At 59.8% G+C, this 14924-nt stretch carries 17 protein-coding genes; 6 read left to right on the top strand and 11 right to left on the bottom strand.

What is annotated here, in order from left to right; all coding sequences use genetic code 11:
- Nucleotides 1–3 precede the first annotated feature (3 nt).
- From AC6I8F_RS14845 to AC6I8F_RS14860, 4 genes are all read right to left on the bottom strand, one after another.
- Nucleotides 4–318: a PTS lactose/cellobiose transporter subunit IIA gene (locus tag AC6I8F_RS14845; protein WP_010618140.1), complete on the bottom strand. Its 315-nt coding sequence runs from the start codon at nt 316–318 to the stop codon at nt 4–6.
- Nucleotides 318–1634, bottom strand: coding sequence for a PTS sugar transporter subunit IIC (locus AC6I8F_RS14850; protein WP_021507246.1), 1317 nt, complete (start codon nt 1632–1634; stop codon nt 318–320). The genes AC6I8F_RS14845 and AC6I8F_RS14850 overlap by 1 nt, the downstream gene beginning before the upstream one ends.
- Nucleotides 1635–1722: 88 nt before the next feature.
- Nucleotides 1723–2031 (bottom strand): PTS sugar transporter subunit IIB, encoded by a 309-nt coding sequence (locus tag AC6I8F_RS14855; RefSeq protein ID WP_031279665.1) that lies wholly within the window; start codon nt 2029–2031, stop codon nt 1723–1725.
- 207 nt (nt 2032–2238) lie between these two features.
- Nucleotides 2239–2424, bottom strand: coding sequence for a hypothetical protein (locus tag AC6I8F_RS14860; protein ID WP_021507248.1), 186 nt, complete (start codon nt 2422–2424; stop codon nt 2239–2241).
- A gap of 211 nt (nt 2425–2635) precedes the next feature.
- Between AC6I8F_RS14860 and AC6I8F_RS14865 the strand changes: the two genes are divergently transcribed.
- A complete protein-coding gene (locus tag AC6I8F_RS14865; RefSeq protein ID WP_007887091.1) occupies nt 2636–2806 on the top strand; it encodes a hypothetical protein in 171 nt (56 codons plus the stop codon).
- A gap of 111 nt (nt 2807–2917) precedes the next feature.
- Nucleotides 2918–3157, top strand: a complete 240-nt coding sequence (locus AC6I8F_RS14870; protein WP_021507249.1) for a hypothetical protein — start codon at nt 2918–2920, stop codon at nt 3155–3157.
- A gap of 111 nt (nt 3158–3268) precedes the next feature.
- Here AC6I8F_RS14870 and yniD read toward each other — a convergent pair whose 3' ends face one another.
- From yniD to AC6I8F_RS14900, 6 genes are all read right to left on the bottom strand, one after another.
- Complete coding sequence (gene yniD / locus AC6I8F_RS14875; protein ID WP_021507251.1) at nt 3269–3376, bottom strand: small membrane protein YniD; 108 nt, start codon at nt 3374–3376, stop codon at nt 3269–3271.
- 79 nt (nt 3377–3455) lie between these two features.
- Nucleotides 3456–3884 carry an OsmC family protein gene (locus tag AC6I8F_RS14880; protein ID WP_498028174.1) on the bottom strand — a complete coding sequence of 143 codons (429 nt, stop codon included), beginning with the start codon at nt 3882–3884 and terminating at the stop codon, nt 3456–3458.
- A gap of 62 nt (nt 3885–3946) precedes the next feature.
- Entirely contained in the window at nt 3947–5137 is a 1191-nt protein-coding gene (gene lldD / locus AC6I8F_RS14885; protein ID WP_498028175.1) for an FMN-dependent L-lactate dehydrogenase LldD, read from the bottom strand.
- Nucleotides 5137–5922 (bottom strand): transcriptional regulator LldR, encoded by a 786-nt coding sequence (gene lldR, locus AC6I8F_RS14890; RefSeq protein ID WP_058775192.1) that lies wholly within the window; start codon nt 5920–5922, stop codon nt 5137–5139. The genes lldD and lldR overlap by 1 nt, the downstream gene beginning before the upstream one ends.
- Nucleotides 5919–7568 carry an L-lactate permease gene (gene lldP, locus AC6I8F_RS14895; protein WP_058769354.1) on the bottom strand — a complete coding sequence of 550 codons (1650 nt, stop codon included), beginning with the start codon at nt 7566–7568 and terminating at the stop codon, nt 5919–5921. The genes lldR and lldP overlap by 4 nt, the downstream gene beginning before the upstream one ends.
- Before the next feature lie 227 nt (nt 7569–7795).
- Nucleotides 7796–8968 (bottom strand): cyanate transporter, encoded by a 1173-nt coding sequence (locus AC6I8F_RS14900; RefSeq protein WP_498028176.1) that lies wholly within the window; start codon nt 8966–8968, stop codon nt 7796–7798.
- Between the two features lie 87 nt (nt 8969–9055).
- Here AC6I8F_RS14900 and AC6I8F_RS14905 point away from each other — a divergent pair, with 87 nt between their 5' ends.
- The gene (locus tag AC6I8F_RS14905) at nt 9056–9916 is read left to right on the top strand and encodes a LysR family transcriptional regulator (protein ID WP_031279666.1); all 861 of its coding nucleotides are present in this window, start codon (nt 9056–9058) and stop codon (nt 9914–9916) included.
- An 89-nt stretch (nt 9917–10005) separates the two neighbouring features.
- Nucleotides 10006–11367 (top strand): amidohydrolase family protein, encoded by a 1362-nt coding sequence (locus AC6I8F_RS14910; RefSeq protein ID WP_498028177.1) that lies wholly within the window; start codon nt 10006–10008, stop codon nt 11365–11367.
- Nucleotides 11368–11476: 109 nt separating this feature from the next.
- Here AC6I8F_RS14910 and AC6I8F_RS14915 read toward each other — a convergent pair whose 3' ends face one another.
- Complete coding sequence (locus tag AC6I8F_RS14915; RefSeq protein WP_010618157.1) at nt 11477–11674, bottom strand: hypothetical protein; 198 nt, start codon at nt 11672–11674, stop codon at nt 11477–11479.
- 391 nt (nt 11675–12065) lie between these two features.
- Here AC6I8F_RS14915 and dbpA point away from each other — a divergent pair, with 391 nt between their 5' ends.
- Together dbpA and AC6I8F_RS14925 are read left to right on the top strand one after the other, a co-directional pair.
- Nucleotides 12066–13445, top strand: a complete 1380-nt coding sequence (gene dbpA, locus AC6I8F_RS14920; protein WP_498028178.1) for an ATP-dependent RNA helicase DbpA — start codon at nt 12066–12068, stop codon at nt 13443–13445.
- A gap of 141 nt (nt 13446–13586) precedes the next feature.
- Entirely contained in the window at nt 13587–14549 is a 963-nt protein-coding gene (locus tag AC6I8F_RS14925) for a chemotaxis protein (RefSeq protein WP_021507259.1), read from the top strand.
- Nucleotides 14550–14924: the final 375 nt, after the last annotated feature.

The following is a 14924-nucleotide window of genomic DNA, read 5'->3' on the forward strand; positions in this document are numbered from 1 at the left end:
TTGTTAGTCCGCAGCCAGCTCGCGCCGCAGCTGGATGATCTCTTCCGCCAGTTCACGGCACAGCATGGCGTTCATCAGGTGATCCTGCGCATGCACCATGATCAGATTGACCGGAATTTTGCCGCAGCCTTCGTCGGCACCGATCAATTCGGTCTGGATACGGTGCGCGGCTCTGGCCGCCTCGCTGGCTTCGCTCAGCAACGCATCGGCGCGTGGCCACTCTTTGCGCCGCGCCGCGCGCAGCGCCTCCATCGAGCAGGAGCGCGCTTCTCCCGCCTGAATAATCAGTTCCATGACCGTGCTCTCATCAATTTCCATCATGCCTCCTTAACCGGTTGCGCTGCGGCGGCCTGCTCAAGCTCCTGCTGCAGCAGTTGCCGCTCATAAATTTTGAAAAACGGGTAGTAAATCAGCGTGGCGATGGTTACCAGCACGGCAATCAGCACGATGACGCGCCAGTCCCAGCCGGTCGACCAGGCCGCCCCGATCGGTGCCGGCGTGGTCCAGGGGGCCAGCGACACCACGTGGTTAATCAGGTGGGTTTTGGTGGCTGTCCAGGCGAGCGTGGCATTGACTAACGGCGCGCAGATAAACGGAATGAACAGAATCGGATTCATCACCACCGGTGAACCGAAGATGACCGGCTCGTTGATGTTGAACATGCTGGGCACAATGCTCAGCTTGCCAATCGAGCGCAGATGCGCCGAGCGGCTGCGCAGGTAGAGCAGCACCAGCCCCATGGTGGAACCGGAGCCGCCAATAACGATGAAAAACTGCCAGAACGGCTCGATAAACACGTGCGTGATCGGCTCACCGGCGTTGAGCGCCTGCTGGTTGAGGCCGAGATTAGTCAGCCAGAACGCCTGCAGAATGCCGCCGACAATCACCGCACCGTGAATGCCGGCGAACCACAGCATGTGGCACAGCAGCACCGCCACCAGCACCGCCGGTAACGAATCCGAGGCGGAGATAATCGGTGCGAACAGCGCCATGATCGCCTGCGGCAGCAGCAGGCCAAACTGCGCCTGCACCCACAGGCTGAGCGGAAACAGCGTGATGAAGATGGCGATGATCGGGATCAACAGATCGAACGACTGACGAATTTTGGGCGGCACCTGCTCCGGCAGCTTAAAGCCGATGTTGTGCTTTTGCAGGAAGTGCATCAGCTCAGTGGCGAACAGCGCCACCAGAATCGCGGTGAAAATGCCCTCGCCGCCGAGTGAGCCAACCGGCAGCGTGCCGTTGCTCTGCGGCGCGGCCACCACCAGAAACGCCATAAGCGCCAGGCTGGCCGCCATAAAGCCGTTCATCTTGTAGCTGTTCGCCAGGTTATAGGCGATGGCGCTGGCGATATACAGCGCCATGATGCCCATGGTCATGTTATACGGCATCATAATTTGCGCTTCATGCGCGCGCACCATACCGAGCCACCACTGGGCAAACGCCCATGAGCTGTCAGCTGAGAACGGCGGATGGGCAAACAGCAGCATAAACGAGCCCACAATCAGAAACGGCATCGAGGCGATGAATCCATCACGGATGGCAATCACATGGCGCTGGCTGGAGAGGCGTCCGGCCAGCGGGCTGATGCGGTTTTCAATCACACCAAATAACGATTCGCTTATGCTGCTCATCGGCGAGCTCCTTGCATCAGGCAACAACAGAATAAGCCTGTGCATTGGCGCACAGGCGTAAACAATTATTTTATTTTCGGAACAATCGTCAGGCGTGAATCAGCTTTAGCGAATCATCTAATATTTTCGCGCCATTCATCATGCCGTAATCCATGCTATTAATCACAGTGATAGGCTTATTTAGCTGCTGCGCCAGCGGCTGGAAGTCCGCCAGTTTGTATTTGATCTGTGGCCCGAGCAGGCAACAGTCAAAGTTCGCGATCTGATCGTTAAACTCTTCAATGCCAACGGCTTTTATCTCAACCTCGACGCCCTTCTCTTTGGCGGCCTTCTCCATTTTCTGCACCACCATGCTGGTGGACATCCCGGCGGCGCAGCAGAGTAGAATCTTTGGCATCATTCATTCCTCAGTGTGGGGTTTAATTAACGAATACCCGCGCTAAAGATTTTCTGCAACCGGTTTCAGATTTGCGTTACGGATCTGTGAGAAATATCAAAAAGCGCGCTGCAAATTTAATCGGGATGCAATAATAAACGGAAGAGATTATGTGAAAGTCGGGAAACAGTGGCGCGGCCAGACACAGCGCGCCACCGGGGCAGAACGTCAGGAGATGGCGGAATCTTTTTGCTTGTCGGCTTCGAAGTGTGCCTTGAACTGTTCGTAGATGGAGATCATATTGGAGGCATCGCCGTGCAGCGGGCTCAGTTTACCGGCGCGTACCAGTTCGATGACCAGTTGCAGGGCGGCCTGTTTTGGGCTGCTGGCCGGATGGGCAATTTCATGAGACATCAGATATCACTCCTTATTGTTGTCAGTGCCGCACAGTTTAGCCCAGATTGTGCTGCTAATGGGCGCGGCGCTGGTTATCATCACTCTGTTCGGACAAAAAAGCCGCTCAGGCTGTTCATTGACGCCTGAGGCGTTTAGCTATACTGGATCAAAAAAAGGAACACACAGCCACGCATTCCGTACCACGGGAATGGTGCAGAAGGAGTCGGTTATGTTGATTGGTTTTGTCTTGTTAGTGAGCGCCTGCGGCCACGATGCCTGTGATGCCCTGCCGGTGTCGGAGCGGATTTATCCCACAAAAGTGGCCTGCGAACAGATGGCCGATCGCATCCATAAAGTCCGGCCGAACGTGGTGCTGCTTTGTGGGGAAGTGCACCGTTAATTCGGTGCCAGTGCGTCATCAATTGCATAAAAAACAGCCAGACGGCATTGCAGCCTGGGCCCGCAGCGTTCAAAATATAAGCTGCTTTACACTATTACAGTTGTGAATCCCATGAAAAAAACTCGCCCCCGTCGTCCCAACGGACGCTGGGTTTATTACATTTTGTATGACGGCATTCTCTGGCCCTGTCCGGTGCGCTGGGAGTGGGAGAGCGGCTTCGGCGGCTGGCTGCCGTTTTACTATTCGCCCACCTTTGAATTTGTTGCGGGCGATCCGCGCAAAGCCTACCGCATTGCGCGCAGCAGCGTGCGCAATCTGCGCCAGCATGAGCATGACGGCGAATATGCCTGAGGCGTCAGAACTGCCACGGCAGCCACGAGGCCGTCAGCAGGTAGTGCACCAGTTCCAGCACCAGAATAATCATCACCAGCACCCCGAGCTTGTGGCGGCATACCCAATCCTTTAGCCCCATATCATCGCCGCCCAGCGAATCAGCATCAGCGCGCCGCAGATGCACAGCAACACCACAATCATCTTCCAGTGTTTTGTCGCAGCCAGTTTTTTTGCCACGTCTCCTCCAGACAGCAGAAAGCAACGATGCGCCCGCAGGCGCATCGCATAGTCTACCGCTGGTCACCCGTGAGGGCGATTAATTATTCAGCGTATAGTCGAGGGTGATTTCGGCATTCAGCACCTGAGACACCGGGCAGCCGGCTTTGGCTTTCTGAATGATTTCATCAAATTTGGCATCATCGATGCCCGGCAGCGCAATGGTGCTGTTGAGGGCAATTTTGGTGATGGCGAAGCCGTCGCCCTTTTTGTCCAGTGAAACATCGGCGGTGGTGTCGATGCTTTTCGGTGGATGACCGGCCTGGCCCAGCATCAGCGACAGCGCCATGGAGAAGCAGGCGGCGTGTGCCGCGCCAATCAGCTCTTCCGGATTGGTGCCATTCTCGCCTTCAAAACGGGTATTAAAACCGTATGGCTGGTTGCTGAGCACGCCGCTTTCAGTGCTAACCGTACCTTTGCCTTTGATGTCGCCTTCCCAATGGGCCGATCCTTTCTTATGAATGGTCATGTCATTCCTCCTGTTAGTCAGACAGCTATTCAGTATAGACAAGAGCCGGCGCTTTGCCTGGCTTAGCGCACCGCGTGCGGGCGCGCCGGGCTGAGTCCGGCTTCGCTCAGCAGCGCATTCGCCTGCACCAGCGAATCCTGCGTGATGTCCGCAATGGTTTTCGCGCCGGTCAGCGTCATCGCCACCCTCATCTCTTTCTCAACCAGGCTCAGCAGATTCTCCACGCCGCGCTGGCCGTGCGTCGCCAGCGCATAGATAAACGCGCGTCCCAGCAGCACGCTGTCAGCCCCCAGCGCAATCATGCGCACCACATCCAGCCCGTTACGAATGCCGCTGTCGGCCAGAATGGTGATGTCGCCCTTTACCGCGTCGGCGATGGCCGGCAGCGCGCGCGCCGACGACAGCACGCCATCCAGCTGACGTCCGCCGTGGTTGGAGACCACGATGCCATCGGCGCCAAAACGCACCGCATCGCGCGCATCTTCCGGGTCGAGAATGCCTTTGAGCACCATCGGCCCTTCCCAGAATTCGCGAATCCACTCCAGATCCTGCCACGAGATCGACGGGTCGAAATTTTTCGCCAGCCAGCCGATATAATCTTCCAGTCCGGTAGGGTTACCGAGGTACGTGGAGATATTGCCGAGATCGTGCGGACGCCCGTGCAGCCCGACGTCCCACGCCCACTGCGGATGGGTGACCGCCTGCCAGTAACGGCGCAGCGCGGCATGCGGGCCGCTCATGCCGGAGTGCGCATCGCGGTAGCGCGCGCCCGGCGTCGGCATATCGACGGTGAACACCAGCGTCGAGCAGCCTGCCGCTTTGGCCCGCTCCAGCGCGTTGCGCATAAAGCCGCGATCGCGCAGCACATACAACTGAAACCACATCGGGCGGTTAATCGCCGGTGCCACCTCTTCTATCGGGCACAGCGACACGGTCGACAGGGTAAACGGAATGCCGCGATTCGCTGCCGCACGTGCCGCCTGCACTTCACCGCGTCGCGCGTACATGCCGCACAGGCCGACCGGCGCCAGCGCCACCGGCATCGACAGCGTTTCGTTGAACAGCCGCGTTTCCAGGCTCAGCTCAGCCATGTTTTTCAGCACGCGCTGGCGCAGCGCCACGTCAGAGAGATCGGCCACGTTGCGCTTCAGGGTATGTTCTGCATAGGCCCCGCCGTCCAGATAGTGAAACAGGAATGGCGGCAGGATACGTTGCGCCGCGGCGCGATAGTCACTGGCAGCAGAAATAATCATCAGTTGTCTTCCTTACGGGTAACCTGCGTGGCGCCCGGTAACCGCGTGATGCGGGCCTGGCGCGCTTCGTCTTCATGCAGCGTTTTCATGGTGGTGTGGACAAAGCCGAGGTGATCCATCGCCGCCTGGCGCGCCGCGTCGGCGTCGCCCGCCATCACCGCATCGAACATCGCCTGATGCTGGGCGTTGAGCTGGTTGAAAATCACCGGCTGGGTGTACATACGCTGGCGGCTGTGCAGCACGGAGGATTGCAGCAGATCGAAAAATCCGCGCATGGTCTGCAGCAGCACCAGATTATGCGAGGCTTCGGCAATGGCGAGGTGGAAGCGCAGATCCGCCTGCGCGGCCAGTTCGGGATCGTCGCAGTCGTTCATTTGTATCAGCGCGTCAAAGGCATAGCGCAGCCGCTCTTTATCCGCCTCGGTGGCGCGCTGCGCGGCGTGCCAGGCGGTGCTGGCCTCAATCGCGTGGCGCGCCTCAAGAATATCCCAGCGGTAGTCAGGGTCGGCGGCCAGCAGCTGGCGAATAGGCTCAACGATGCGCTGTTCTGACCACGGCTCCTGCGGCTCGCACAGCCAGGTGCCGCCGCCGCGTTTACTGATCAGCACGCCACTGCTGATCAGCTGCTGGATGGCCTCACGTACCGACGAGCGCGACGCGCCGAAGCGGGCGGCCAGCGCACGCTCCGAAGGTAAACGCATGCCGGGTTTCAGCTGATGCTCTTCAATCCAGGCGCTAAGACGCGCGCGCAGCGTATCCGCCAGCCGCGGAGTGGGTTCAGTCATGGAATCATCCAGGTAAAGACATACGCCTGCAGCGTGGTGATCACGCCGACCATACAGGTAAAAATCAGGCTGTGTTTAACGGTAAACCGGAACAGATCGGACTCGCGCCCCACCAGCCCCACGGCGGCGCAGGCGATGGCGATCGACTGCGGCGAAATCATTTTACCGGTGACGCCACCGGTGGTATTGGCGGCCACCAGCAGCACATCCGACACACCAATCTGCTGCGCGGTGGTCGCCTGCAGCGCGGCGAACAGCGCGTTGGAAGAGGTATCGGAGCCGGTCAGAAAGACGCCCAGCCAGCCGAGGAACGGCGAGAAGAAGGTGAAGGCCTGGCCGGTGTGCGCCAGCGCCAGGGCCAGCGTGGCCGACAGCCCGGAGTAGTTTGAGATGAACGCAAAGGCCAGCACCATGCCGATGGAATAGATCGGCAGCGCCAGCTCCTTCAGGGTTTCGCCAAAGGTGCGCAGCGCCGCCGCCGGCTTCATACGCAGGAAAATCACCGAAATCACCGCCGCCAGCAGAATCGCAGTGCCGGTGGCGGAGACCACGTCAAATTTGAACAGCGCTGCATACGGCGTTGCTGCGCTCACTACCGGCGGCATGCGTGCCACCAGCTCGTGCAGCAGCGGCACCGGCACGCTAAACACCCAGTCATACAGCGCGCCGCCTTTGGCGAACAGCGCTTTAAACGGCGGAATACTCCACAGCGTAACGGTCGCGGTCAGGAACAGGAACGGCATCCAGGCACGCACAATCTGCGCCAGCGTGTAGCGTTGTGTCCCTGAGGGCGCAACCTCTGGCGCGGGCTCTTTAAAGCGGAAGATGCGTACCGGCTGCCAGCGGCGCAGAAACAGCGTCAGGCAGATCAGCGAAGCCAGCGACGAAATGATATCCGGCAGCTCCGGGCCAAGGAAGTTAGAGCTGAGGTACTGGGCGATGGCAAACGAGCCGCCGGCCACCATCACCGCCGGCCAGGTCTCTTTGATGCCGCGCCAGCCATCCATGATCGCCATGATCCAGAACAGCACGATGAGGGTGAGAAACGGCAGCTGGCGTCCCGCCATCTGGCCAATCTGGAAGCTGTCCAGCCCGGTGACCTGACCGGCGACGATGATCGGAATCCCCATCGCGCCGAACGCCACCGGCGCCGTATTGACGATCAGGCACAGGCCGGCGGCATAGAGCGGATTAAAGCCCAGCCCGACCAGCAGTGCGGCGGTGATCGCCACCGGTGCCCCAAAGCCTGCCGCGCCCTCTAAAAACGCGCCAAACGAGAAGCCGACGATCAGCATCTGCAAACGCTGGTCTGGCGTGATGGAGAGAATCGAGGCGCGAATGATATCGAACTGGCCGGTTTTCACCGAGATCTTGTAGACAAATACCGCCGCCACGATGATCCAGGCAATCGGCCACAGGCCGTATAAAAAACCATACGCCACCGACGCCAGCGCCTGAGGCACCGGCATGCCGTACAGCAACAGCGCCACCAGCAGCGCCAGCACCACGGTGATCGTACCGGCCTGATAGCCCTTCAGCTTGAGCTTAATCAGCGCGAAGAAGAAAAAAACAATCGGGATCACCGCCACCAGGCTGGATAGCCACAAATTGTTGAGCGGATCGTAGTTTTGTTGCCACACCTGCATGCCGTTTCTCCAGAGGTCACCAGAGGGATGCGGCGCATCGGCAAAAGCAGGCGTGCGCCGCAGATTGTTGCCCGGTTCCGCACCACAATTGGTAGGACCACATTGCGGCTGACGGGCTTTCTGGCTCCAGATAGTTAATGCATTGTTAACCCAAAGCAACGCGGCAGGCGTGATTTTTCGTGTTATGTGACCATGTGGCTACATTTTTATAACATTGGTAGGACCAATCAGCGCACTGCCGCACCAAAGGCGCGCGCATAGCTGCGCGGATGAAAACGCAGATTGAGCCCGATCAGCCCCAGCGTCACGACGCCCTGCATCAGCCATACGCTGGCAAAGCTGTGGGTGAGCACCTGCAACTGACCGGCAATAAACGGCATGCAGCCGGCGATGATGAATCCGGCGCCCTGCATGAAGGCCACCAGCCGCGCGCCTGCTTGCGGCTGCGGCAGATGATCGAGCGCCAGCACCATCGCCAGCGGGAACGCGGCACCGAGACCGAAGCCAGCGATGGCGGCCCACAGCCACGGCGCCAGCAGTGGCGCAAAAAGAAACCCGCTCATCCCGGCCAGCTGACACAGCAGACTGACAATCAGCTGCGGACGACGATCGGCACCGCGCGCCAGCAGTGGCATCAGCAGCGCGCCGGCAACCTGGCTCAGAATCATCACGCCCAGCAGCGAGCCGCCGGCCTGCGCCGACCAGCCCAGCCGGTGATACGCATCCGGCAGCCAGGCCACGCAGGTGGCATAGCCGCCGTTGACCAGGCCAAAGCTCAGCGCCAGCGACCAGGTGCGCGGCTTACGCCACAGCGGCGGCAGCGTTACCTGCGCGGCATCCGGCGCGGCAGGCACGCGCACCAGTAGCCACAGCAGGATAGCCAGCAGCACCGGCAGCGCCCAGCCGCTGAGCGCCAGCGGTACGCCAAGCTGCGCGCTGAGCCACGGCGACAGCGCCGCGCCCAGTCCGCCGCCGCCCATCAGCGCGCCCGCCCACAGCCCGGTGACCGCCGCGCTACGCCGGCTAAAACGCTGACGAATCAGACCCGGCATCGCCATCTGCACCACGCCGACGCCGATGCCGGCAAACAGCGCGCTGAGCACCAGCCCGCTGCCGCTGTCGATTATGCCGCGCGCCGCCAGCGCCAGCAGCAGCAGCGTCAGCCCGGCCAGCAGTAAGGGCTTTAAGGCCACGCGCTGCATCAGCCTGGCGCTGAACAGCGCCACCGCGCCCATCATCACCATCGGCACCGCCGGCAGCAGCGAGGCGGCCAGCCCTGACAGATGCAGGCTGTGGCGCAGCTGGCCCAGCAGCGGACTGACCGAGGTCAGCAGTGGGCGCATGTTCAGCCCGGCCAGTACCAGCGCAGCCAGCGTTAACGTATTGGCATGTCGGTTCATAACCCATCCTGCAGTGAAAAGGTTGTCAGCATCGCAGCAGACAGTACTATTTGGAAATGAAATAACACCATGATGGGCAGTGGATAAATGAATCGTCAGCCAATGTTTACGCCGCAGCAGCTATTAAGCTTTGTGGCGGTGTGCGAGACCGCCAGCTTTACCCGCGCCGCCGAGCGTGTGCACTTGTCGCAGTCGACGGTCAGTCAGCAGGTGCGGCGGCTGGAAGAGATGGTGGGTAAAGCGCTGTTACAGCGCACCTCACATCAGGTGGCGCTGACCGAAGAGGGAGAAAAATTGCTCGGCTACGCGCGTCGCATCATCGCCCTTAACGGCGAAGCGCACGATGTGCTGAGCGATAAGTGGCGCGACGGCATTGTGCGCATTGGCGTGCCGGAGGATTTTGCCGCCCCGACCGCCAGCCTGCTGGCCGGATTCAGCCGACAGCATCCGCAGCTGCGTCTTGACGTGATGAGCGGCATGTACGTCGATTTGCATCGTGCATGGCAGCGCGAAGAGCTGGATCTGATGCTGATCAAGCAGCCGGGCGGCGATCGCCCGCTGGCCGCCCGGCCCGAGCCACTGCTATGGCTGGACAGTGCTGAACATCCCTGCTTTGACCAGACGCCGCTGCCGCTGGTGGTGTTTCCGCAGCAGGGGCTGTATCGCGAAGAGATGTGTCAGACGCTGGATGCGCTCGGCCGCAGCTGGCGCATCAGCTACAGCAGCGCCAGTCTGGTGGCCCTCGCCAGCGCCAGCGCCGCTGGTCTCGGCCTGACGCTGCTGCCCGCCAGCTGCCGCCTGCCCGGTCACCGCGTGCTGGGCAGCGCTGAGGGTTTACCGGTGATCAGCCATTTCGAGCTGGCGCTGTTCTGCCGTAAGCCGCAGGATGCGCTGCAGCAGGCACTGGCCGCTGCGCTGGTGCAATTCTGCCAGCTACAGTGGCAGTGATTTTTCCACTGCCAGGCAGTGGGAAATATCGCAGCGCGGCGGCGTCGGTTTTGCCAGATTAGGTTTTTTCCTTTTGCCTGGAGTTTCCGATGCCTCTGACCGCTTCCAGCCGACGTGATTTTCTCAGCCACGGCGTGCGCCTTACTGCCGCAGGCAGCCTGATGATGGCTGGCATGAGCAGCGCCGCCCGCCCCGACACACCACCGGTCTCGTCCACCCCGCCGCCTGCCGTGGCGCACTATCAGCTGCTGAATGTGCGCCTCGAAGAGGGATTTGAGCGCGACGGCGCGGAGATAGTCGCCACCCGCACTGCGCTGTACGACATCACCATTAAAGAAGGCAAGTTCAGCGCCATTAGCGCCGCCGGCCAGGCGCGCCAGCCTGCCCTGCCGCAGTGGGATGCCGGCGGTGCGCTGCTGTTACCGCGCACGCGGGACATGCACATCCATCTGGATAAAACCTTTTACGGCGGACCGTGGCAGGCACCGCGTCCGCGGCAGGGCAAGACCATTATGGATATGATTGCGCGCGAGCAGGTGCTGATTCCCCAGCTGCTGCCAACCTCGCAGGCGCGCGCTGAAGCGCTGATTGGCCTGCTGCAAAGTAAAGGCAGCACCGAAGCGCGCAGCCACTGCAACATCGATCCAGTCAGTGGCCTGAAAAGTCTCGAACATCTGCAGCTGGCGCTGGCCAACCATCCGGCGTTTCGCTGTGAGATCGTCGCCTTTCCGCAGCATGGTTTGCTGCATTCGCAGGTCGATGGTCTGATGCGTGAGGCGATGCAGCTCGGCGTGCAGTATGTTGGTGGGCTGGATCCCACCAACGTGGATGGTGCCATGCAGGCTTCGCTTGATGCGATGTTCCGCATCGCGCTCGATTACGATCGCGGCGTGGACATTCATCTGCATGAGACCAGCGCCGCCGGCGTGGCAGCCATTCAGTACATGGTCGCCACCATCGCCCGTAACCCGCAGCTGAAAGGCAAAGTGACACTGAGCCACGGTTTCGCGCTCGCCACGCTGGAAGGTAAGGCGCTGGATGAGATTATCGCCGGCATGGCCGAACAGCAGATGAGCGTGGCATCAACGATTCCGATTGGCAAGCTGACGATGCCATTGCCGCAGCTGCAGGCAGCGGGCGTGGCGGTGATGACCGGCACCGACAGCGTGATCGATCACTGGTCGCCGTTCGGCACCGGCAGCATGCTGGAGAAAGCCAATCTGTATGCCCAGCTGTATCGCGGATCGGATGAGTTTGGCCTGAGCCGCGCGCTGCATATCGCCACCGGCGGCATTCTGCCGCTCGCCAATAGCGGTGAGCGCCAGTGGCCGCAGCTGCAGGATGAAGCCAGTATGATGCTGGTCGACGCCAGCTGCTCGGCGGAAGCCGTGGCGCGCATTGCGCCGGTGCGCGCTACGTTCCAGCGCGGCACGCCGGTATTCAGCGCCTGAAGGCGCATCGCAGCCAGCACCAGCAGGCCAGGCCCGGCCACAAAAAAGCCTCCCGCAGGAGGCTTTGGAAGGTGACACCGGCGCGGCAAGCCCGATGATAATGCTGGATTTAAGACAACATCTGAATCGCCAGCGCATACAGGCGCTGGTGCTCATCGTCATTAACAGGCTCTTCTTCCGCATAACAGGCAATCATGGAGCTGACTTTATCGGAGGATAACGTCTCTCCATGCAGATGCAGCGTTAACACGGCGCGGCCGACGATTTTCAGAACGTCTTCGTTTTGTCCCTGGACATAGTGACTCAATGAGGTGACCTCTGAAGTAATTATTAATTGCCAAATGGCGCGCTAAATATAAAGCAAAGCGGTTAGGATTTTTACTCAGATTTTCCGCATAACAGGTAACATATAAGCGAAATCTTACTGAAAATAGCCGTAACATGCCGCGATATTGCCGCTTACCTGCCGCTAATATCATTTTTTCCCTCGAAAAAGCGTTTTTATAGTTCGTGCTGCCTCGTGTGAAATTCGGAACATTCATTAAAACTTTGCGATAGTTGCACCTCATCATTGAACTGACAAAGCGCAACGGCTGACTAATTTCACCGCGTGATTATTACCGCAATTGCCGTTGCCGATAGCCCGCCTTTCTGCCAGACTGGCCGCCGCTATTCCTGCTACTACCTGAGATGCTCCTGTGACTGCTTTTTCTACCCTGACGCAACTGCCTGCCAGCCAGCTCGACAACCTGCGCGAGATGGGCTTCGACGCCATGACGCCGATTCAGGCCGCATCCCTGCCGGCCATCCTTAGCGGACGCGATGTGCGGGCGCAGGCGCAAACCGGCAGCGGCAAAACCGCCGCCTTCGGTATTGGCGTGCTGAACCGCATCGACAGCGGGCGTTTTCATACCCAGGCGCTGGTGCTGTGCCCGACGCGTGAACTGGCCGACCAGGTCAGCAACGTGCTGCGTCAGCTGGCGCGCTTCACCCGCAACATCAAGATCCTGACGCTGTGCGGCGGCCAGCCAATGAGCGCGCAGCGCGACTCGCTGGTGCACGCGCCGCATATTGTGGTCGGCACGCCGGGGCGCATCCTCGATCACCTCAAGCGTGACAATCTCGATTTAAGTCAGTTGCAGAGCCTGGTGCTGGACGAAGCCGATCGCATGCTGGAGATGGGTTTCCGCGACGATATGGAAGCTATCATTGGCTTTACGCCGGATTCGCGTCAGACGCTGCTGTTCTCCGCCACGTGGCCGGATACCATTGCCAGCCTGAGTCAGCGCTTTCAGCGCGATGCGCTGGCAGTAGCGACCGAAGCGCAGTCGGAACTGCCAGCGATTGAGCAGCAGTTTATTGAAGCCAGCGCCAGCGAGCGTATCAACCTGCTCAGCGCCCTGCTCAGCCAGCAGCAACCGGCTTCCTGCGTGGTGTTCTGTAACACCAAACGGGAATGCGATGAAATTGCAGCCGCGCTCAACGATCGCCAGATCAGCGCGCTGGCGCTGCACGGCGATCTGGAACAGCGCGATCGCGAACGCGTGCTGATTCGCTTTGCCAACGGCAGCATCCGCGTGCTGCTCGCCACCGACGTCGCCGCGCGCGGCCTCGACATTAAATCGCTGGCGCTGGTGGTTAACTTCCAGCTGGCTTGGGATCCGGAAGTACACATTCACCGCATTGGCCGTACCGGCCGCGCCGGCGAACAGGGGCTGGCGGTCAGCTTTGTGGCGGCCGACGAAATGGTGCGCGCCCATGCGCTGGAAGATTACCTGCAGCAGAAGCTCAACTGGCAGCCGGCCAGCACGCTGAAAGGCAAAGGCGCACAGCCGCTGCCGGCGGCGATGATGACGCTGTGCATTGACGGTGGGCGCAAAGCCAAGATGCGTCCCGGCGATATTCTGGGTGCCCTGACCGGTGAAGCCGGTTTCAGCGGCGATCAGATCGGTAAAATCGATCTCACCCCGACCCATGCGTATGTCGCCATCGACGCCGCGCAGGCGAAAAAAGCGCTGATCAAGCTGAAAGAGGGCAAGATCAAAGGCAAAAGCGTGCGCGCGATTCTGCTGAAGTAACTGTTGTGAGCGTGAGGGCGATCGCCCTTACGCTAAATTTTCATCGCCCTTCCCTTCATTTTTTTCCTCCGCTGCCGATAAGTTAATCATGGCGCTATTGCCCTGCCCTTTACTCCGCCCAGATTCTGCCCCGAGGCCACAATGGATAATTTTCAGAAAGAGATCGATGAACGCGCCAACCTTGCGCTTTCTAACAAATTCGAACTGCTGCTGTTCCGGCTGGGTTCCGATCGGCTGAAAGGCAAGTCTGAGCTGTACGGCATCAACGTATTTAAACTGCGTGAAATTGTGCCGATGCCGACGATTACCCGCGCCGCCGGCATGAATTCACCGCTGCTCGGCATGGCCAGCATTCGCGGCCAGTTTATTCCGGTGATCGACCTGCCGGCCGTAACCGGTTGTAAACCGGAAACCGGCCTCAACCTGCTGCTGGTGACCGAATACGCGCGCAGCACCCAGGCATTTGCCGTGGAATCGGTGGAGAACATTGTGCGTCTCGACTGGAATCAGGTGCACACGGCGGAAGCAGGCATCGGCAGCCGTAACATCACCAGCATCGCCTGTCTGGACACCGACGGTCAGAGCAACAATCTGGCACTGGTGCTCGACGTCGAGCAGATTCTGTATGACATCATTCCGTCGGTGCGTGGTGTTGAGCCGAGCGAAGAGACGGCGAAGAATTTCAACCTTAAACCCGGCCAGGTAGCAATTGTTGCTGAAGACTCCAAAGTGGCGCGTCAGCTGCTGGAACAGGGGCTGAAAAGCATGGGCATTCCGGCCATCATGCACAATACCGGGCTTGAAGCGTGGATTAAAATCAGCGAGATGCAGAAAGAAGCGCAGGCTAACGGCGAGTCGATTCACGACAAAATCGCGCTGGTGCTGACCGACCTCGAAATGCCGGAGATGGACGGCTTTACCCTGACGCGCAACATCAAGCGCGACGACGCGCTGCGGCAGATTCCGGTGGTGATTCACTCCTCGCTGTCCGGCAGCGCCAACGAAGATCACGTGCGCAAAGTGGGCGCTGACGGTTACGTCGCTAAGTTTGAAATCAACGAGCTTTCCAGCGTGATTTATCGCGTGCTGGAGAAGAAGCGCTAAGCGCTTGCCCCGATTTTCCCCTCAGGCGCGATGTTCGCGCCTTTTTTGTGCCCGCTCGCCTGCCTTCAGCAGCATTACCGTAACGGCGTATTTATCCTGTACTGCTGGTCAGTTAATCGTCCCAGGTCACCATGAATGGTGACCCTACAGGGTCTCTGCGTGTTTTTTGCAGAGGGCATAATTTATTGCGCATTCCGCCACGGTGCGGGAAATGAAATGCGCGATGAATCGCGCCGCTACGGTTTGTGCGACGGGATAATGCAGATATCCCATCCGCAATGAATCATGATGGTGCGACGTGTCATGGAGATATTCCTTTCATAGGATGTCGCTGATAACCGCACGGGTGACTGATATTCCTTTCATGTGATGCCG

Source organism: gamma proteobacterium symbiont of Axiagastus rosmarus, assembly GCF_059730925.1.

Bases quoted from the DNA above. Each gene is read 5' to 3' on its own strand.
- AC6I8F_RS14845 (WP_010618140.1), bottom strand. From the start codon at position 318: ATGGAAATTGATGAGAGCACGGTCATGGAACTGATTATTCAGGCGGGA.
- AC6I8F_RS14850 (WP_021507246.1), bottom strand. From the start codon at position 1,634: ATGAGCAGCATAAGCGAATCGTTATTTGGTGTGATTGAAAACCGCATC.
- AC6I8F_RS14855 (WP_031279665.1), bottom strand. From the start codon at position 2,031: ATGCCAAAGATTCTACTCTGCTGCGCCGCCGGGATGTCCACCAGCATG.
- AC6I8F_RS14860 (WP_021507248.1), bottom strand. From the start codon at position 2,424: ATGTCTCATGAAATTGCCCATCCGGCCAGCAGCCCAAAACAGGCCGCC.
- AC6I8F_RS14865 (WP_007887091.1), top strand. From the start codon at position 2,636: ATGTTGATTGGTTTTGTCTTGTTAGTGAGCGCCTGCGGCCACGATGCC.
- AC6I8F_RS14870 (WP_021507249.1), top strand. From the start codon at position 2,918: ATGAAAAAAACTCGCCCCCGTCGTCCCAACGGACGCTGGGTTTATTAC.
- AC6I8F_RS14880 (WP_498028174.1), bottom strand. From the start codon at position 3,884: ATGACCATTCATAAGAAAGGATCGGCCCATTGGGAAGGCGACATCAAA.
- lldD (WP_498028175.1), bottom strand. From the start codon at position 5,137: ATGATTATTTCTGCTGCCAGTGACTATCGCGCCGCGGCGCAACGTATC.
- lldR (WP_058775192.1), bottom strand. From the start codon at position 5,922: ATGACTGAACCCACTCCGCGGCTGGCGGATACGCTGCGCGCGCGTCTT.
- lldP (WP_058769354.1), bottom strand. From the start codon at position 7,568: ATGCAGGTGTGGCAACAAAACTACGATCCGCTCAACAATTTGTGGCTA.
- AC6I8F_RS14900 (WP_498028176.1), bottom strand. From the start codon at position 8,968: ATGAACCGACATGCCAATACGTTAACGCTGGCTGCGCTGGTACTGGCC.
- AC6I8F_RS14905 (WP_031279666.1), top strand. From the start codon at position 9,056: ATGAATCGTCAGCCAATGTTTACGCCGCAGCAGCTATTAAGCTTTGTG.
- AC6I8F_RS14910 (WP_498028177.1), top strand. From the start codon at position 10,006: ATGCCTCTGACCGCTTCCAGCCGACGTGATTTTCTCAGCCACGGCGTG.
- AC6I8F_RS14925 (WP_021507259.1), top strand. From the start codon at position 13,587: ATGGATAATTTTCAGAAAGAGATCGATGAACGCGCCAACCTTGCGCTT.